Source organism: Microcella alkaliphila (assembly GCF_004216855.1).
Lineage (GTDB): Bacteria > Actinomycetota > Actinomycetes > Actinomycetales > Microbacteriaceae > Microcella > Microcella alkaliphila.
Map to the genome: position 1 here is coordinate 136,920 of NZ_SGXT01000017.1, position 15,023 is coordinate 151,942.

At 66.0% G+C, this 15,023-nt stretch carries 28 protein-coding genes; all 28 read right to left on the reverse strand.

The features are described from left to right. Positions 1 to 30 precede the first annotated feature (30 nt). Positions 31 to 591 (reverse strand): 50S ribosomal protein L17, encoded by a 561-nt coding sequence (rplQ, locus tag EV140_RS10710; RefSeq protein ID WP_130283769.1) that lies wholly within the window; start codon positions 589 to 591, stop codon positions 31 to 33. A gap of 64 nt (positions 592 to 655) precedes the next feature. Then, positions 656 to 1,642, reverse strand: a complete 987-nt coding sequence (locus tag EV140_RS10715) for a DNA-directed RNA polymerase subunit alpha (protein ID WP_096420571.1) — start codon at positions 1,640 to 1,642, stop codon at positions 656 to 658. A gap of 165 nt (positions 1,643 to 1,807) precedes the next feature. Then, entirely contained in the window at positions 1,808 to 2,206 is a 399-nt protein-coding gene (rpsK, locus tag EV140_RS10720) for a 30S ribosomal protein S11 (protein ID WP_096420569.1), read from the reverse strand. Between the two features lie 47 nt (positions 2,207 to 2,253). Continuing rightward, the gene (gene rpsM / locus EV140_RS10725; RefSeq protein WP_096420567.1) at positions 2,254 to 2,628 is read right to left on the reverse strand and encodes a 30S ribosomal protein S13; all 375 of its coding nucleotides are present in this window, start codon (positions 2,626 to 2,628) and stop codon (positions 2,254 to 2,256) included. Positions 2,629 to 2,770: 142 nt separating this feature from the next. Continuing rightward, positions 2,771 to 2,884 carry a 50S ribosomal protein L36 gene (gene rpmJ, locus EV140_RS10730; protein WP_047561540.1) on the reverse strand — a complete coding sequence of 38 codons (114 nt, stop codon included), beginning with the start codon at positions 2,882 to 2,884 and terminating at the stop codon, positions 2,771 to 2,773. Positions 2,885 to 2,962: 78 nt separating this feature from the next. Continuing rightward, positions 2,963 to 3,184, reverse strand: a complete 222-nt coding sequence (infA, locus tag EV140_RS10735) for a translation initiation factor IF-1 (protein ID WP_021759551.1) — start codon at positions 3,182 to 3,184, stop codon at positions 2,963 to 2,965. Positions 3,185 to 3,332: 148 nt separating this feature from the next. Further along, positions 3,333 to 3,914: an adenylate kinase gene (locus EV140_RS10740; RefSeq protein ID WP_130283771.1), complete on the reverse strand. Its 582-nt coding sequence runs from the start codon at positions 3,912 to 3,914 to the stop codon at positions 3,333 to 3,335. Further along, positions 3,911 to 5,236, reverse strand: a complete 1,326-nt coding sequence (secY, locus tag EV140_RS10745; RefSeq protein WP_130283773.1) for a preprotein translocase subunit SecY — start codon at positions 5,234 to 5,236, stop codon at positions 3,911 to 3,913. The genes EV140_RS10740 and secY overlap by 4 nt, the downstream gene beginning before the upstream one ends. 102 nt (positions 5,237 to 5,338) lie before the next feature. Continuing rightward, the gene (gene rplO, locus EV140_RS10750; protein WP_130283775.1) at positions 5,339 to 6,010 is read right to left on the reverse strand and encodes a 50S ribosomal protein L15; all 672 of its coding nucleotides are present in this window, start codon (positions 6,008 to 6,010) and stop codon (positions 5,339 to 5,341) included. Then, complete coding sequence (gene rpmD / locus EV140_RS10755; RefSeq protein ID WP_096420560.1) at positions 6,010 to 6,195, reverse strand: 50S ribosomal protein L30; 186 nt, start codon at positions 6,193 to 6,195, stop codon at positions 6,010 to 6,012. The genes rplO and rpmD overlap by 1 nt, the downstream gene beginning before the upstream one ends. After that, positions 6,195 to 6,887 carry a 30S ribosomal protein S5 gene (gene rpsE / locus EV140_RS10760; protein ID WP_130283777.1) on the reverse strand — a complete coding sequence of 231 codons (693 nt, stop codon included), beginning with the start codon at positions 6,885 to 6,887 and terminating at the stop codon, positions 6,195 to 6,197. The genes rpmD and rpsE overlap by 1 nt, the downstream gene beginning before the upstream one ends. After that, positions 6,884 to 7,255, reverse strand: coding sequence for a 50S ribosomal protein L18 (gene rplR / locus EV140_RS10765; RefSeq protein ID WP_096420558.1), 372 nt, complete (start codon positions 7,253 to 7,255; stop codon positions 6,884 to 6,886). The genes rpsE and rplR overlap by 4 nt, the downstream gene beginning before the upstream one ends. A gap of 2 nt (positions 7,256 to 7,257) precedes the next feature. Next, entirely contained in the window at positions 7,258 to 7,794 is a 537-nt protein-coding gene (gene rplF / locus EV140_RS10770; protein ID WP_096420556.1) for a 50S ribosomal protein L6, read from the reverse strand. A gap of 6 nt (positions 7,795 to 7,800) precedes the next feature. Continuing rightward, positions 7,801 to 8,199 (reverse strand): 30S ribosomal protein S8, encoded by a 399-nt coding sequence (gene rpsH, locus EV140_RS10775; protein WP_096420555.1) that lies wholly within the window; start codon positions 8,197 to 8,199, stop codon positions 7,801 to 7,803. Between the two features lie 94 nt (positions 8,200 to 8,293). Further along, entirely contained in the window at positions 8,294 to 8,881 is a 588-nt protein-coding gene (gene rplE / locus EV140_RS10780; protein ID WP_130283779.1) for a 50S ribosomal protein L5, read from the reverse strand. Then, positions 8,881 to 9,240, reverse strand: a complete 360-nt coding sequence (rplX, locus tag EV140_RS10785) for a 50S ribosomal protein L24 (protein WP_130283781.1) — start codon at positions 9,238 to 9,240, stop codon at positions 8,881 to 8,883. The genes rplE and rplX overlap by 1 nt, the downstream gene beginning before the upstream one ends. Positions 9,241 to 9,243: 3 nt before the next feature. Then, entirely contained in the window at positions 9,244 to 9,612 is a 369-nt protein-coding gene (rplN, locus tag EV140_RS10790; RefSeq protein ID WP_096420549.1) for a 50S ribosomal protein L14, read from the reverse strand. Positions 9,613 to 9,644: 32 nt separating this feature from the next. Next, entirely contained in the window at positions 9,645 to 9,962 is a 318-nt protein-coding gene (gene rpsQ, locus EV140_RS10795; RefSeq protein ID WP_130283783.1) for a 30S ribosomal protein S17, read from the reverse strand. Next, the gene (gene rpmC / locus EV140_RS13555; RefSeq protein WP_130283785.1) at positions 9,962 to 10,279 is read right to left on the reverse strand and encodes a 50S ribosomal protein L29; all 318 of its coding nucleotides are present in this window, start codon (positions 10,277 to 10,279) and stop codon (positions 9,962 to 9,964) included. Before rpmC ends, rpsQ begins: the two co-directional genes overlap by 1 nt. Next, positions 10,279 to 10,698, reverse strand: a complete 420-nt coding sequence (rplP, locus tag EV140_RS10805; RefSeq protein ID WP_130283787.1) for a 50S ribosomal protein L16 — start codon at positions 10,696 to 10,698, stop codon at positions 10,279 to 10,281. The genes rpmC and rplP overlap by 1 nt, the downstream gene beginning before the upstream one ends. Before the next feature lie 5 nt (positions 10,699 to 10,703). Beyond that, complete coding sequence (gene rpsC / locus EV140_RS10810) at positions 10,704 to 11,474, reverse strand: 30S ribosomal protein S3 (RefSeq protein WP_130283789.1); 771 nt, start codon at positions 11,472 to 11,474, stop codon at positions 10,704 to 10,706. Between the two features lie 2 nt (positions 11,475 to 11,476). Next, entirely contained in the window at positions 11,477 to 11,878 is a 402-nt protein-coding gene (gene rplV / locus EV140_RS10815; protein ID WP_130283791.1) for a 50S ribosomal protein L22, read from the reverse strand. Between the two features lie 27 nt (positions 11,879 to 11,905). Further along, entirely contained in the window at positions 11,906 to 12,187 is a 282-nt protein-coding gene (gene rpsS, locus EV140_RS10820; RefSeq protein WP_130283793.1) for a 30S ribosomal protein S19, read from the reverse strand. Positions 12,188 to 12,202: 15 nt separating this feature from the next. Further along, complete coding sequence (gene rplB, locus EV140_RS10825; protein WP_130283795.1) at positions 12,203 to 13,039, reverse strand: 50S ribosomal protein L2; 837 nt, start codon at positions 13,037 to 13,039, stop codon at positions 12,203 to 12,205. A 17-nt stretch (positions 13,040 to 13,056) separates the two neighbouring features. After that, positions 13,057 to 13,362 carry a 50S ribosomal protein L23 gene (gene rplW / locus EV140_RS10830; protein WP_130283976.1) on the reverse strand — a complete coding sequence of 102 codons (306 nt, stop codon included), beginning with the start codon at positions 13,360 to 13,362 and terminating at the stop codon, positions 13,057 to 13,059. 2 nt (positions 13,363 to 13,364) lie between these two features. Continuing rightward, positions 13,365 to 14,012, reverse strand: coding sequence for a 50S ribosomal protein L4 (gene rplD / locus EV140_RS10835; RefSeq protein ID WP_130283797.1), 648 nt, complete (start codon positions 14,010 to 14,012; stop codon positions 13,365 to 13,367). Between the two features lie 5 nt (positions 14,013 to 14,017). Continuing rightward, positions 14,018 to 14,668 (reverse strand): 50S ribosomal protein L3, encoded by a 651-nt coding sequence (gene rplC, locus EV140_RS10840; RefSeq protein WP_096420531.1) that lies wholly within the window; start codon positions 14,666 to 14,668, stop codon positions 14,018 to 14,020. Between the two features lie 11 nt (positions 14,669 to 14,679). Continuing rightward, complete coding sequence (rpsJ, locus tag EV140_RS10845; RefSeq protein ID WP_096420529.1) at positions 14,680 to 14,988, reverse strand: 30S ribosomal protein S10; 309 nt, start codon at positions 14,986 to 14,988, stop codon at positions 14,680 to 14,682. Positions 14,989 to 15,023: the final 35 nt, after the last annotated feature.

The window sequence follows — 15,023 nt, forward strand, 5'->3', positions numbered from 1 at the left end:
GGGCTCTACGAAACCGTTACAGCGCGGTGACTACTTGGACTCCTCGGCCGACTCGTCGGCCGCGTCCGTGGTCTCGTCGGCGCTGGTCTCGTCCGCAGCGGACTCGTCAGCGGCGGCATCCTCGGCCGGGGCCTCGGTGGTCTCCTCGACGGTCTCCTCGGCCGGAGCCTCTTCGGCGGCGGGGGCCGGCGCCGCGGCAGCCGACTTCTTCGCCGACTTCGGCTTCGGGTTCACGGGCTCGAGCACGAGCTCGATGACCGCCATGGGGGCGTTGTCGCCCTTGCGGTTGCCGATCTTCGTGATGCGGGTGTAGCCACCCTCGCGCTCGGCGACGAGCGGCGCGATCTCGGTGAAGAGCTCGTGCACGGCGCTCTTGTCGCGGATCACCGTCATAACGCGACGGCGGGCGTGCAGGTCGCCGCGCTTCGCGAACGTGATGAGGCGCTCGGCCAGCGGACGCAGACGCTTTGCCTTGGTCTCGGTGGTGGTGATGCGCTTGTGCGTGAACAGCGCGGTGGCGAGGTTCGCCAGCAGCAGGCGCTCGTGCGCCGGACCGCCTCCGAGGCGGGGACCCTTGGTGGGCTTAGGCATGATCGTGGTTCTCCTGTGTGGGGTTCGTCAGTGACAGTTCTGGGGGTGAGCGGTGACGAACCCGTTAGTTGGTCTCGTCGTCGTAGCTGTAGAACGCGGCTCCGTCGAAGCCGGGGACGGCGTCCTTCAGCGACAGACCCATCTCGACGAGCTTGTCCTTGACCTCGTCGACCGACTTCTGGCCGAAGTTGCGGATGTTCATCAGCTGGGTCTCCGACAGGGCGACGAGCTCGCTGACCGTGTTGATGCCCTCGCGCTTGAGGCAGTTGTAGCTGCGCACCGAGAGGTCGAGGTCCTCGATCGGCATCGAGAGCTCGTTCGAGAGCACGGCGTCGACCGGGGCGGGCCCGATCTCGATGCCCTCGGCCTGGGTGTTCAGCTCGCGGGCGAGGCCGAACAGCTCGACGAGGGTGCGGCCGGCCGAGGCGACGGCGTCGCGGGGGCTGATCGCGGGCTTCGTCTCGACGTCGACGACGAGGCGGTCGAAGTCGGTGCGCTCGCCGGCACGGGTGGCCTCGACGCGGTAGGTGACCTTCAGCACGGGCGAGTAGATCGAGTCGACCGGAATCTGGCCGGCCTCGCTGAACTCGCTGCGGTTCTGGGTCGCCGAGACGTAGCCGCGGCCACGCTCGATGGTCAGCTCGAGTTCAAACTTGGCGCTGTCATTCAGCGTCGCGATGACGAGCTCGGGGTTGTGGATCTCGACGCCGGCGGGGGCGGAGATGTCGGCGGCGGTGACCTCACCGGCGCCCGTCTTGCGCAGGTAGGCGGTGATCGGCTCGTCGTGCTCGCTCGAGACGACGAGCTGCTTGATGTTGAGGATGATCTCGGTGACATCCTCCTTCACGCCGTCGATCGTGCTGAACTCGTGCAGCACGCCGTCGATGCGGATGCTCGTCACGGCCGCGCCGGGAATCGACGACAGCAGCGTGCGACGCATGGAGTTGCCGAGCGTGTAGCCGAAGCCGGGCTCGAGGGGTTCGATGATGAACCGCGACCGGAATTCGGAGACGTTCTCCTCGGTCAGAGTGGGACGCTGTGCGATGAGCACTATGGGTTCCTTTCGGCGAAGTGTCCGCTATATGACACTTGTTGCGCGACGAGGGCGGATCTCGTCGAGTGTGTTGAGTTATCGAAAGCTGGGGCGAGCGGATGCGCGGGGCGCGTCAGAAACGCACCGCGCGCATCCGATCGAGGGATGCGCGGGGCGCGTTACCTAGACGCGGCGACGCTTCGGCGGGCGGCAGCCGTTGTGCGCCTGCGGCGTCACGTCGCTGATCGAGCCCACCTCGAGGCCGGCGGCCTGAAGCGAACGAATCGCGGTCTCGCGGCCCGAACCGGGGCCCTTGACGAACACGTCGACCTTCTTCATGCCGTGCTCCTGCGCCTGGCGCGCGGCCGACTCGGCGGCGAGCTGCGCGGCGAAGGGCGTCGACTTGCGCGAGCCCTTGAAGCCGACCTGGCCGGACGACGCCCAGCTGATGACGGCGCCGCTCGGGTCGGTGATCGACACGATCGTGTTGTTGAACGTCGACTTGATGTGGGCCTGGCCGACGGCGATGTTCTTCTTGTCCTTGCGGCGGGGCTTGCGCGCGGCCGACTTGGGTGCTGCCATGGTCTTCTCCTAAACCTGTGGGATACGCGGGTCGCGGCGGGGCCGGACTAGCGAGCCTTCTTCTTGCCGGCGACGGTGCGCTTCGGGCCCTTGCGGGTGCGCGCGTTGGTCTTGGTGCGCTGACCGCGCACCGGCAGGCCGCGGCGGTGGCGCAGGCCCTCGTACGAACCGATCTCGACCTTGCGGCGAATGTCGGCGGCGACCTCACGGCGAAGGTCACCCTCCACCTTGTAGGTGCCTTCGATGTGGTCGCGGAGAGCGACGAGCTGGTCGTCGGTCAGATCCTTGACGCGGACGTTGCGGTCGATACCGGTCGCGGCGAGCGTTTCGGTCGCGCGGGTCCGGCCGACTCCGTAGATGTAGGTCAGGGCGACTTCCACGCGCTTATCGCGGGGAATGTCGACTCCGGCAAGACGGGCCATGATGGCTCCTTACAGGGTTTCGTGGAAGGTGTGGAGCAGTTTCGGTGCCCGGGCCTTCCGCCCGAGGTGTCCCCCGCACGGGTGCGGGTTCTGAGACTGCCGTGTGTTCGTATTCAGTTGTGAGTCGTGGGGTGCGCCCGCTTTAGCCCTGGCGTTGCTTGTGGCGCGGGTTCTCGCAGATGACCATCACGTTGCCGTGGCGGCGAATCACCTTGCACTTGTCGCAGATGGGCTTGACGCTGGGGTTGACCTTCATGGTTCTCTCGTTCTGTTATATCGCTGGCCTCGTGCTCCGGGTGGATTCCCGGGCCGTTCCTTACCCAGCGCGCACTGCTTACTTGTAGCGGTAGACGATCCGGCCGCGGGTCAGGTCGTAGGGGCTCAGCTCAACGATCACGCGGTCCTCGGGGAGGATGCGGATGTAGTGCTGGCGCATCTTGCCCGAAATGTGGGCAAGAACCTTGTGGCCGTTGGTCAGCTCGACGCGGAACATCGCGTTGGGCAGCGCTTCGACCACCGAGCCTTCGATCTCGATGACACCGTCTTTTTTGGCCATAGCCTCTTCGTCGCAAATAAGGGGAGTGTGCACTGGTCGTGCGGATGCGGTGCCCAGCGGCTCAGTGTCGTCTGCACGGCGACTGCTGATCGCGGCACGCCGAAGCGGGCCGAAAGCACCAAAGGGAAAGCTTAGGTGATGGAACGCGTCACGGCAAGTCGCGAACGGACAGGGCATCCAGGATGCGCCCGGTCACCTCGTCGATCTCGCCGATGCCGTTGACCTTGGTGAGCATCCCGCGCTCGGCGTAGACGTCGATGAGGGGAGCCGTCTGCTTCGCGTAAACGTCGAGGCGGTGGCGGACCACGTTCTCGTCGTCGTCGGCGCGGCCCTGATCGACGGCGCGCTTCTTCAGACGCTCGACCACGATGTCGGGGTCGGCGACCAATTCGACGACCGCGTCAAGTGCGACACCCTTCTCGGCGAGGAACTCGTCGAGCGCGCGTACCTGATCGGTCGTGCGGGGGTAGCCGTCGAGCAGGAAACCCTCGGCGCAGTCGGGCTGGCTCAGCCGGTCGCGCACCAGGTCGTTCGTCACCTCGTCTGGCACGTTGTCGCCCGCGTCCATGAACGCTTTGGCCTTGAGCCCGAGCTCGGTCTCGTCGCGCAGGTTCTGCCGGAAGATGTCGCCGGTCGAGATCGCGGGGATTCTGAAGTGCTCGGTCAGGCGACCGGCCTGCGTGCCCTTGCCCGCACCGGGCGGGCCGATCAGGAGGAGGCGGCGGGTCACTTCAGCAGGCCTTCGTAGTGACGCTGCTGCAGCTGCGCGTCGATCTGCTTCACGGTCTCAAGACCCACGCCGACGATGATCAGGATGCTCGCCCCACCGAACGGGAAGTTCTGGTTGGCACCCACCGACGCGAAGGCGATGAGCGGAATCAGGGCGACAAGACCCAGGTACAGCGATCCCGGCAGCGTGATGCGGGTGAGCACGTAGTCGAGGTACTCGGCGGTCGGGCGACCGGCGCGGATGCCCGGGATGAAGCCGCCGTACTTCTTCATGTTGTCGGCGACGTCCTCCGGGTTGAAGGTGATCGCGACGTAGAAGTAGGTGAAGCCGACGATGAGCAGGAAGTACACGACCATGTACAGCCAGTTGTCGCCCGAGATGAAGTTGTTCTGGATCCACACGACCCACTCGGGGGCGGTCTCGCCCGCGGCAGGCTGGTTGAACTGCGCGATGAGAGCGGGCAGGTACAGCAGCGATGAGGCGAAGATGACGGGCACGACGCCGGCCATGTTCACCTTGATCGGGATGTACGTGTTGTTTCCGCCGTACGTGCGGCGGCCGACCATGCGCTTGGCGTACTGCACGGGCACGCGGCGCTGCGACTGCTCGACGAAGACGACCGCGGCCATGACGACGAGGCCGAGGGCCAGCACGATGACGAAGATTTCGAAACCCTGGGCGACCTGGATGCCCCACAGCGCCGACGGGAAGGTCGCGGCGATGGAGACGAAGATCAGCAGCGACATGCCGTTGCCGATTCCGCGCTCAGTGATGAGCTCGCCGAGCCACATGATGAGACCGGTGCCCGCAGTCATGGTGATGACCATGAGCAGGATCGCGTACCAGCTGTCGTTCGTGATGAGCTGCGAGCACTGCGGCACACCCGACGTCGTCGGGAACAGCGCACCGGCGCGGGCGACCGTGATGAGCGTGGTCGACTGCAGGATCGCGAGCGCGATCGTCATGTAGCGCGTGTACTGCGTGAGCTTCGCCTGGCCGGCCTGCCCCTCCTTGTAGAGGGCCTCGAAGTGAGGGATGACGACGCGGAGTAGCTGCGTGATGATCGACGCGGTGATGTAGGGCATGATGCCGAGCGCGAAGATCGACAGCTGCAGCAGAGCACCGCCGCTGAAGAGGTTGACGAGCTGGTAGAGGCCCGTGGCGCCTTCGTTGCCCGCGAGACACAGCTGCACGTTCTGGTAATCGACGAACGGCGCGGGGATGAACGAACCCAGACGGAAGATCGCGACGATTCCGAGAGTGAACCCGATCTTCCGGCGGAGGTCGGGCGTCTTGATGATTCGCCCGATAGCTCTGAACACGAGACCTCCCGTAAAAAAACATGGGCATCCCGTGGCCCGGCGGCTCGGGATGCTGGCCCGAATGGGCCGAAGCCGGGCGGCCCCGAAGGGCCGCCCGAGCGGCTACTGAATGGAACCGCCGGCCGCGACGATCTTCTGCTCGGCAGAGCGGGAGACCTTGTCGACGGTCACGTTCAGCTTAACCGCAATGTCCCCGTTGCCGAGAACCTTGACCTTCTCGTTCTTGCGCACGGCACCCTTGGCCACGAGGTCGGAGACGGTGACGTCGCCGCCCTTCGGGTACAGCTCGGCGAGCTTCGCCAGGTTGACCACCTGGTACTCGACCCGGAACGGGTTCGTGAAACCACGCAGCTTCGGCGCACGCATCACGAAGTTGAGCTGACCACCCTGGAAGCCAGGACGCACGGTGTTGCGGGCCTTCGTGCCCTTCGTGCCGCGACCCGCGGTCTTACCCTTCGAGCCTTCACCACGACCCACGCGGGTGCGGTCCTTCTTGGCACCCGCGGCGGGCCGCAGGTGGTGAACCTTCAGCACCTGCGGGCGGGCGGCGTCGGTCGACTCCGCCTTCTTCGCGGGAGCCTTCTTGGCGGGAGCCTTCGCGGCCGGAGCCTTCTCGGCGCTGTCCGACTTTGCCGACGACGCCTTGGCTGCGGTCGACTTCGCCGGAGCCTTCTTCGCGGCGGTGGTCTTCGCCGCCGCCGGCTTCTTCTCGGCTGCCGGCTTCGAGGCTGCAGGAGCCTTCTTCGCCGGGGCCTTCTTCTCTTCTTCAGCCATTAGTCAATCTCCTCGACCGTCACGAGGTGCGCGACCGTCTTGACGTACCCACGGTTGGCCGGGGTGTCCTCGCGCACGACACTGTCGCCGATGCGCTTGAGGCCCAGGCTGCGCAGGGTGTCGCGCTGGTTCTGCTTCTCGCTGATTACGGACTTGATCTGGGTCACCTTGAGGCGCTGAGCCATCATGCACCCGCCTTTCCGGCTGCGGCCTTCGCGGCCTCGGCCTCGGCGCGGACGAGACGGGCGGGAGCCACGTCTTCGAAGTCCAGGCCACGGCGAGCGGCGACGGCGCGCGGCTCCTCGAGCATCTTCAGCGCCTCGACGGTCGCGTGAACGATGTTGATCGTGTTCGACGAACCGAGCGACTTGCTCAGAACGTCGTGGATTCCGGCGCACTCAAGCACGGCGCGCACCGGACCACCGGCGATAACACCGGTACCGGCGGCGGCGGGACGCAGCAGCACGACGCCGGCCGCGGCCTCACCCTGCACGGGGTGCGGGATCGTCTGGGCGACGCGGGGAACGCGGAAGAAGTTCTTCTTCGCCTCCTCGACGCCCTTCGAGATCGCGGTCGGAACCTCGCGAGCCTTGCCGTAGCCGACGCCGACCATGCCGTTGCCGTCACCGACGACGACGAGAGCGGTGAAGCTGAAGCGACGACCACCCTTGACGACCTTCGAAACACGGTTGATCGTCACGACGCGCTCGAGGAAGGGGCTCTTCTCGGTCTCGCGCGCACCGCGGTCACGGCCCTGGTTGCGGTCGCGGCCACCACGACGCGGCTCGCGCGTCTCTGTGGTGTTCGACTGCGACGACGCAGCGGTCTCCACGGGGGCCTCTGCCGCCACGGTCTGCTCCTTCTCGTTCTCGCTCACAGGCTCAACCCTGCCTCTCGCGCTCCATCGGCGATCGCCGCAACGCGCCCGGCGTAACGGTTACCACCCCGGTCGAAGACGACTGCCTCCACACCGGCATTCTTCGCACGCTCGGCGAGCAGCTCGCCCACCTTGCGCGCCTTCGCGGTCTTGTCGCCGTCGAACGTGCGGAGGTCGCCCTCCATCGTCGACGCGCTGGCGAGGGTGTGACCCTTGCTGTCGTCGACGATCTGCACGAACACGTGACGCGCCGAACGCGTCACGACGAGACGGGGACGCTCGGCCGTGCCAACGACCCGCTTGCGCAGACGCGCGTGGCGACGGCTCTTCGCGGCCGTCTTGCTCTTCCCTCGAGTACCGAGACCCATGGTTACTTACCAGCCTTTCCGGCCTTGCGGCGAACGACCTCGCCCGCGTAGCGGATGCCCTTGCCCTTGTACGGCTCGGGCTTGCGGATCTTGCGAATGTTCGCGGCGACCTCGCCCACGGCCTGCTTGTCGATGCCGCTGACGGTGAGCTTGTTGTTGCCTTCGACGGTGAACGTGATGCCCGCGGGCGGGTCGACCGTCACCGGGTGCGAGAAGCCGAGTGCGAACTCGACCGAGGAGCCCTTGGCCTGCACACGGTAACCGGTGCCGACGACCTCGAGACCCTTCGAGTAGCCCTGCGTCACGCCGATGATCTGGTTCGCGATCAGCGTGCGAGTCAGGCCGTGCAGCGAGCGCGAGTTGCGCTCGTCGTCGGGACGGGTCACGACGACCTGGCCCTCCTCGATAGCGACCTCGATGGGGCTCGCCACGGTGAGCGACAGCTCACCCTTCGGGCCCTTGACGGTGACGGCCTGGCCGTCGATCTTCACGTCGACTCCTCCGGGGATGTCGATCGGCATGCGTCCAATACGTGACATGACGGATCACCACACGTAGGCGAGGACTTCCCCACCCACGCCCTTCTGCGTCGCCTCGCGGTCGGTCAGAAGACCCGAGGAGGTGGACAGGATCGCGACGCCGAGGCCACCCAGAACGTGGGGAATCTCGGTCGACTTCGCGTAGACACGAAGGCCGGGCTTCGACACGCGCTTGATGCCGGCAATCGACCGCTCACGGTTCGGACCGTACTTCAGCGACAGGGTGAGGGTCTTGCCGACGCGGGCGTCTTCGACGGCCCAGTCGGTGATGTACCCCTCACGCTTGAGGATTTCCGCGAGGCCGGTCTTCAGCTTGGAGCTGGGCATCGACACGGACTCGTGGTGCGCCGAGTTGGCGTTGCGCAGTCTGGTCAGCATGTCTGCGACCGGATCTGTCATCGTCATGATGGATGTTTCCTGTTCTCGTCCGGTTTCGACTCCCGGTACACCGGGGCCGACCTAGGCGATCGGGGTCCGCTGATGCGGACCGAGTGGAGTGTTACTGAGGAGCGTCGGCGGCCTTGAAGGGGAAGCCGAGAGCGCGCAGTAGGGCGCGGCCCTCGTCGTCCGTCTTCGCGGTCGTGACGACGGTGATGTCGAAGCCGCGAACGCGGTCGATCTTGTCCTGGTCGATCTCGTGGAAGACGCTCTGCTCCGTGAGACCGAAGGTGTAGTTGCCGTTGCCGTCGAACTGGCGGTCGCTCAGACCGCGGAAGTCGCGGATGCGCGGCAGCGCGAGCGACACGAGACGGTCCAAGAACTCCCATGCGCGGTCGCCACGCAGCGTGACGTGCGCGCCGATCGGCATGCCGTCGCGCAGCTTGAACTGGGCGATCGACTTGCGGGCCTTCGTGACCTGCGGCTTCTGACCCGTGATGAGGGTCAGGTCGCGGATCGCACCGTCGATGACCTTCGAGTCGCGAGCGGCCTCGCCCACACCCGTGTTCACGACGATCTTGACGATCTTCGGAACCTGGTGGGGGTTCGTGTAGCCGAACTCGTCGGTCAGCTGCTTCGTGATCTCCGAGCGGTACTTCTGCTTGAGACGCGGCTGAATCTTGGCCGGCGCCGTAGCGGTGTCAGTCATTAGAGCTTCTCACCCGACTTCTTGGCGTAGCGCACGCGGACGGTCTTCTTCACACCGTTCTTCTCGACGGTTTCCTCGCGGTAACCGATGCGCGTGGGCTTCTTGGTCTTGGGGTCGACGACCGCGACGTTCGAGACGTGAATGGGCGCCTCGTGCGTCTCGATGCCGCCGGTCTTGGTGCCGCGCTGCGTCTGGCCGACGCGCACGTGCTTCGTGACGAGGTTGATGCCCTCGACGATGACGCGGTCCTTGTCAGCAAGCACCTCGATGACGCGACCCTGCTTGCCGCGGTCTCCACCGCGGTCCTCGGTCGCGCCCGAGATCACCTGGACGAGGTCGCCCTTTTTGATCGTGGCCATGAGTTACAGCACCTCCGGTGCGAGCGAGACGATCTTCATGAACTTCTTGTCGCGAAGCTCACGGCCAACCGGTCCGAAGATGCGGGTACCGCGGGGGTCCCCGTCGTTCTTCAGAATCACGGCGGCGTTCTCGTCGAACTTGATGTAGGAGCCGTCGGCGCGGCGGGTCTGCTTGACCGTGCGCACGATGACGGCCTTGACGACATCGCCCTTCTTGACGTTGCCGCCGGGGATCGCGTCCTTGACGGTGGCGACGATGACGTCACCGAGGCCGGCGTAGCGACGGCCCGAGCCACCCAGAACGCGGATGGTGAGCAGCTCCTTGGCGCCGGTGTTGTCGGCGACCTTGACTCTGGATTCCTGCTGAAGCATTTCCTACTCCTTAGGGTCAAGCAGGCCGGGGCCTACTTGGCCTTCTCGAGGATCTCGACGAGGCGCCAGCGCTTCGTGGCGGACAGGGGACGGGTCTCGTTGATGAGCACGAGGTCGCCGATGCCGGCGCTGTTCTGCTCGTCGTGAGCCTTCACCTTGGAGGTGCGGCGGATGACCTTGCCGTACAGCGGGTGCTTCACGCGGTCTTCCACCTCAACGACGATGGTCTTGTCCATCTTGTCGCTGACGACGTAGCCGCGGCGGGCCTTGCGGTACCCGCGCGCGTTCTCGTCGCGAACGTCGTGCTCGGCCGACTCGTGGCCGGCTTCGGCCTTCTTCGTCGTCGCCATTAGTTGTTCTCCTCGGTCTTCTCGTCGGCCTCGGCCTTGTCAGCCTTCTTGGTCGACTTCTTCGCCGGCTTCTCGGGCGCCTCGATCGGCGCGGGCGTGGCACGGATGCCCAGCTCGCGCTCGCGGATCACCGTGTAGATGCGAGCGATGTCGCGCTTGACCGCGCGGAGGCGGCCGTGGCTCTCGAGCTGACCGGTAGCGGCCTGGAAGCGCAGATTGAACAGCTCTTCCTTGGCGCGCTTCAGCTCATCGAGCAGACGCTCGTCTTCGAAAGTGTCGAGCTCAGCAGGTGCCAGCTCCTTGGATCCGATCGCCATTACGCGTCGCCCTCCTCGCGCTTGATGATGCGTGCCTTGAGGGGCAGCTTGTGAATTGCACGGGTCAGTGCCTCACGAGCGAGCTGCTCGGGAACACCGGCAACCTCGAAGAGGACGCGACCCGGCTTGACGTTGGCGACCCACCACTCCGGCGAACCCTTACCCGAACCCATGCGGGTTTCGGCGGGCTTCTTGGTCAGCGGACGGTCGGGGTAGATGTTGATCCACACCTTTCCACCACGCTTGATGTGACGGGTCATGGCGATACGAGCGGACTCGATCTGCCGGTTGGTGACGTAGGCGGGAGTGAGGGCCTGGATGCCGAACTCGCCGAACGCCACGGTGGTGCCGCCCGTCGCGTGACCACCGCGCTTGGGGTGGTGCTGCTTGCGGTACTTGACCTTGCGGGGAATCAGCATTGTTCCTAGCCTTCCGCTCCGGCCGCGACCGGCGCCTCAGCGGCAGCCGGACGGCCGCCGCGACGGCCGCCGCGGTCCGAGTCACGACGCTCGGGGCGCGACGACTTCTGAGCCGCCTGCTCGCGAGCGAGTTCCTTGTTGGTGATGTCGCCCTTGTAGATCCAGACCTTCACGCCGATGCGACCGAAGGTGGTCTTGGCCTCGTAGAAGCCGTAGTCGATGTTCGCGCGCAGGGTGTGCAGGGGCACACGGCCTTCGCGGTAGAACTCCGAGCGGCTCATCTCGGCGCCGCCGAGGCGGCCCGACACCTGGATCCGGACACCCTTGGCACCCGCACGCTGGGCGCCCTGGAGGCCCTTGCGCATCGCGCGGCGGAACGCCACACGGGCGCTCAGCTGCTCGGCGATGCCCTGCGCGACGAGCTGAGCCTCGGCCTCGGGGTTCTTCACCTCGAGGATGTTCAGCTGGATCTGCTTGCCGGTGAGCTTCTCGAGGTCAGCGCGGATGCGCTCAGCCTCGGCGCCGCGGCGGCCGATCACGATGCCCGGACGAGCGGTGTGAATGTCGACGCGAACGCGGTCACGCGTGCGCTCGATCTCGATGCGGGCGACGCCGGCACGGTCGAGGCTCGTCGTGAGCATGCGACGGATCTTGACGTCCTCAGCCACGTAGTCGGCATAGCGCTGACCGGGCTTGGTGCTGTCGGAGAACCAGCGCGACACGTGGTCGGTGGTGATTCCGAGACGGAAACCGTACGGGTTGACTTTCTGACCCATGACTACTTGCTCGCCTTCTTCTTGCCGGTGCTCGAGCCCGCGGCAGCCAGCTCATCGGGGGTCGACAGGACGACCGTGATGTGGCTGGTGCGCTTGTTGATGCGGAACGCACGGCCCTGGGCACGCGGCTGGAACCGCTTCAGGGTCGTGCCCTCGTCGACGAATGCGCGGGCCACGTAGAGGTCCTGCTCGTCAAGGAAGGTGTTCTGCGCATCCGCCTTCACCCGGGCGTTGGCGATGGCCGACGCGACGAGCTTGTAGACGGGCTCGCTCGCACCCTGGGGCGCGAACTTCAGGATGGCCAGGGCCTCGAGGGCCTGCTTGCCGCGGATCAGGTTGACGACGCGACGGGCCTTCTGGGGGGTAACGCGGATGTGTCGCACGCGGGCGATCGACTCCACCATTTCTCTCCTCCTTCTTCGCCTCCGCGGTTAGCGGCGGCGACCCTTCTTGTCGTCCTTCTCGTGACCACGGAAGGTGCGGGTGGGCGCGAACTCGCCGAGCTTGTGCCCGACCATGGTCTCGGTCACGAACACGGGGATGTGCTTGCGACCGTCGTGAACGGCGATCGTGTGCCCGAGCATGGCCGGGATGATCATCGAACGACGCGACCAGGTCTTGATGACGTTCTTGCTGTTGGCCTCGTTCTGGGTGACGACCTTGCGAAGCAGGTGGTCGTCGACGAACGGGCCCTTCTTGAGACTGCGAGGCATTCTTCTCGACTCCTACTAGCGCTTCTTACCGACGGTGCGGCGACGGACGATGAGCTTGTCGCTGGGCTTGTTCGGGCGACGGGTACGACCCTCCGCCTGGCCCCAGGGGCTGACCGGGTGACGACCACCACTGGTCTTACCCTCACCACCACCGTGCGGGTGGTCGACCGGGTTCATGGCGACACCACGGACGGTCGGGCGAACGCCCTTCCAGCGCTTGCGGCCGGCCTTACCCCAGTTGATGTTCGACTGCTCGGCGTTGCCGACCTCGCCGACGGTCGCGCGGCAGCGCGCGTCGACGTTGCGGATTTCGCCCGACGGCAGACGCAGCTGGGCGTACGGGCCGTCCTTGGCGACGAGGCGCACCGAGGCGCCGGCCGAGCGGGCCATCTTGGCGCCGCCACCGGGGCGCAGCTCGATGGCGTGCACGACGGTACCGACGGGGATGTTGCGCAGCGGCAGGTTGTTGCCGGGCTTGATGTCGGCGCCGGGGCCCGACTCGACGATGTCGCCCTGCTTCAGCTTGTTCGGCGCGATGATGTAGCGCTTGGTGCCGTCCACGAAGTGCAGCAGCGCGATGCGCGCGGTGCGGTTCGGGTCGTACTCGATGTGCGCGACCTTCGCGTCGACGCCGTCCTTGTCGTTACGACGGAAGTCGATAACGCGGTACTGGCGCTTGTGGCCACCACCGATGTGACGGGTCGTGATGCGACCGGTGTTGTTGCGGCCACCGGTCTTCGGCAGCGGCTTGAGAAGCGACTTCTCGGGGGTCGAGCGCGTGATTTCAGCGAAATCAGCGACCGACGAGCCGCGACGACCCGGCGTCGTGGGCTTGTACTTGCGAATAGCCATTGTCTGTCGTCCTTCGTCTAGCCGACGGCCGTGAAGATGTCGATGGAGCCCGACTTCAGGGTCACGATGGCGCGCTTGGTGTCTTTGCGCTTGCCGGTGCCGAAGCGGGTGCGGCGGGTCTTGCCCGAGCGGTTGAGCGTGTTCACCGAGGCGACCTTCACGCCGAAGATCTTCTCGATGGCGAACTTGATCTCGGTCTTGTTCGCACGAGTGTCCACGAGGAAGGTGTACTTGCCGTCGTCGATGAGCGCGTAGCTCTTCTCGCTCACGACCGGCGCGATGATGATGTCGCGCGGGTCCTTGTTCTGGGCGGTGGTGTGGATGCTCAACGCTCGACCTCTTCCTTCTTGGTCTTGCTGGCGACAAACGTCTCGTACGCCGACTTCGTGAAGACGATGTCGTCGCTGACCAGAACGTCGTACGCGTTCAGCTGGTCGGGAGTGATGACGTGCAGGTCCTTGAGGTTGCGCACGCTCTTCTGGGCGAGCTCGTCGTCACGCTCGATCACGACGAGGACCTTGCGGCCTGCGGTGAGCGAGGCGATGACCGAGGCTGCGGCCTTCGTCGAGGGCGCGTCCGAACCGAACGACTCAACGATGTGCAGGCGGTCACCGCGGGCGCGGTCCGACAGCGCACCGAGGAGGGCGGCGGCGATCATCTTCTTGGGGGTCCGCTGCGAGTAGTCGCGCGGCTTCGGGCCGTGGACGGTGCCACCACCGGTGTGCTCCGGAGCACGAACCGAGCCCTGACGGCTGCGGCCGGTGCCCTTCTGCTTGAACGGCTTGCGACCGGAGCCCGAGACTTCGCCACGGGTCTTGGTCGAGTGCGTGCCCTGACGGGCAGCCGCGAGCTGGGCGACGACCACCTGGTGCAGCAGCGGCACGTTGGTCTGAACGTCGAACACGTTCGCGGGCAGATCGACCGAACCGGTCTTCTTGCCGGCGGCGTCGACAATGTCGAGTGAGGTAGCCATGGCGGTTACGCCCCCTTCACGGCGTTGCGGACGAACACGAGACGACCGCGGGCACCGGGAACGGCGCCCTTGATGAGCAGAAGGCCCTTCTCGGCGTCAACCGAGTGGACGGTGAGGTTGAGCACCGACACGCGCTCGCCACCCATGCGACCGGCCATGCGCATGCCCTTGAAAACGCGGCTCGGCGTCGCCGAGGCGCCGATCGAACCGGGCTTGCGGTGGTTACGGTGGGCACCGTGCGAAGCGGAGACACCCTTGAAGTTGTGGCGCTTCATGACGCCGGCGAAGCCCTTGCCCTTGCTGGTGCCGACAACGTCGACTTTCTGGCCGGCCTCGAACACGTCGACGGTCAGCTCCTGGCCGGGGGTGTACTCAGCGGCGTCCGCGGTGCGGATCTCGGTGAGGTGACGGCGCGGCGTGGTGCCGGCCTTCTCGAAGTGGCCGCTGAGCGGCTTGGTGACCTTGCGGGGGTCGATCGCGCCGTAGGCGATCTGCACGGCCTCGTAACCGTCGACCTCGGCGGTGCGCACCTGCGTCACCACGTTCGGGGCGATCGAGACAACGGTGACGGGAACGAGCGTGTTGTTCTCGTCCCACACCTGCGTCATGCCGAGCTTCGTGCCCAGCAGACCCTTGGTCGTCTTAGTAGCAGACATGTCCGGGTTCCTTAGAGCTTGATCTCGATGTTGACGTCGGCGGGCAGGTCGAGACGCATGAGCGAGTCGACGGCCTTCGGCGTCGGGTCAATGATGTCGATGAGCCGCTTGTGCGTGCGCTTCTCGAAGTGCTCGCGGCTGTCCTTGTACTTGTGGGGCGAACGGATAACGGCCACCACGTTCTTCTCCGTGGGGAGGGGCACGGGGCCCACGACGGTCGCTCCGGCACGGGTGACCGTGTCGACGATCTTGCGCGCCGACGCGTCGAGACCAGCGTGGTCATACGACTTCAGTCGAATGCGGATCTTCTGTCCCGCCATGCTCAACTCTCTTCCTTGTTGGATTGGGCGCAGCC

Bases quoted from the DNA above. Each gene is read 5' to 3' on its own strand.
- rplF (WP_096420556.1), bottom strand. From the start codon at position 7,794: ATGTCACGTATTGGACGCATGCCGATCGACATCCCCGGAGGAGTCGAC.
- rpmC (WP_130283785.1), bottom strand. From the start codon at position 10,279: ATGGCGATCGGATCCAAGGAGCTGGCACCTGCTGAGCTCGACACTTTC.
- rplE (WP_130283779.1), bottom strand. From the start codon at position 8,881: ATGACTGACACCGCTACGGCGCCGGCCAAGATTCAGCCGCGTCTCAAG.
- rpmD (WP_096420560.1), bottom strand. From the start codon at position 6,195: ATGGCTCAGCGCCTCAAGGTGACCCAGATCAAGTCCGTAATCAGCGAG.
- rpsC (WP_130283789.1), bottom strand. From the start codon at position 11,474: ATGGGTCAGAAAGTCAACCCGTACGGTTTCCGTCTCGGAATCACCACC.
- rplC (WP_096420531.1), bottom strand. From the start codon at position 14,668: ATGTCTGCTACTAAGACGACCAAGGGTCTGCTGGGCACGAAGCTCGGC.
- rpsJ (WP_096420529.1), bottom strand. From the start codon at position 14,988: ATGGCGGGACAGAAGATCCGCATTCGACTGAAGTCGTATGACCACGCT.
- rpsS (WP_130283793.1), bottom strand. From the start codon at position 12,187: ATGCCTCGCAGTCTCAAGAAGGGCCCGTTCGTCGACGACCACCTGCTT.
- rplB (WP_130283795.1), bottom strand. From the start codon at position 13,039: ATGGCTATTCGCAAGTACAAGCCCACGACGCCGGGTCGTCGCGGCTCG.
- rplD (WP_130283797.1), bottom strand. From the start codon at position 14,012: ATGGCTACCTCACTCGACATTGTCGACGCCGCCGGCAAGAAGACCGGT.
- rplQ (WP_130283769.1), bottom strand. From the start codon at position 591: ATGCCTAAGCCCACCAAGGGTCCCCGCCTCGGAGGCGGTCCGGCGCAC.
- rplP (WP_130283787.1), bottom strand. From the start codon at position 10,698: ATGCTGATTCCCCGCAAGGTCAAGTACCGCAAGCAGCACCACCCCAAG.
- infA (WP_021759551.1), bottom strand. From the start codon at position 3,184: ATGGCCAAAAAAGACGGTGTCATCGAGATCGAAGGCTCGGTGGTCGAA.
- rplR (WP_096420558.1), bottom strand. From the start codon at position 7,255: ATGGGTCTCGGTACTCGAGGGAAGAGCAAGACGGCCGCGAAGAGCCGT.
- rplX (WP_130283781.1), bottom strand. From the start codon at position 9,240: ATGGCCACGATCAAAAAGGGCGACCTCGTCCAGGTGATCTCGGGCGCG.
- rpmJ (WP_047561540.1), bottom strand. From the start codon at position 2,884: ATGAAGGTCAACCCCAGCGTCAAGCCCATCTGCGACAAGTGCAAGGTG.
- rpsM (WP_096420567.1), bottom strand. From the start codon at position 2,628: ATGGCCCGTCTTGCCGGAGTCGACATTCCCCGCGATAAGCGCGTGGAA.
- rpsQ (WP_130283783.1), bottom strand. From the start codon at position 9,962: ATGGCGACGACGAAGAAGGCCGAAGCCGGCCACGAGTCGGCCGAGCAC.
- rplV (WP_130283791.1), bottom strand. From the start codon at position 11,878: ATGGTGGAGTCGATCGCCCGCGTGCGACACATCCGCGTTACCCCCCAG.
- rplO (WP_130283775.1), bottom strand. From the start codon at position 6,010: ATGGCTGAAGAAGAGAAGAAGGCCCCGGCGAAGAAGGCTCCTGCAGCC.
- rplN (WP_096420549.1), bottom strand. From the start codon at position 9,612: ATGCTTCAGCAGGAATCCAGAGTCAAGGTCGCCGACAACACCGGCGCC.
- rpsH (WP_096420555.1), bottom strand. From the start codon at position 8,199: ATGACGATGACAGATCCGGTCGCAGACATGCTGACCAGACTGCGCAAC.
- rpsK (WP_096420569.1), bottom strand. From the start codon at position 2,206: ATGGCAGCACCCAAGTCGGCCGCGCGCAAGCCCCGCCGCAAGGACAAG.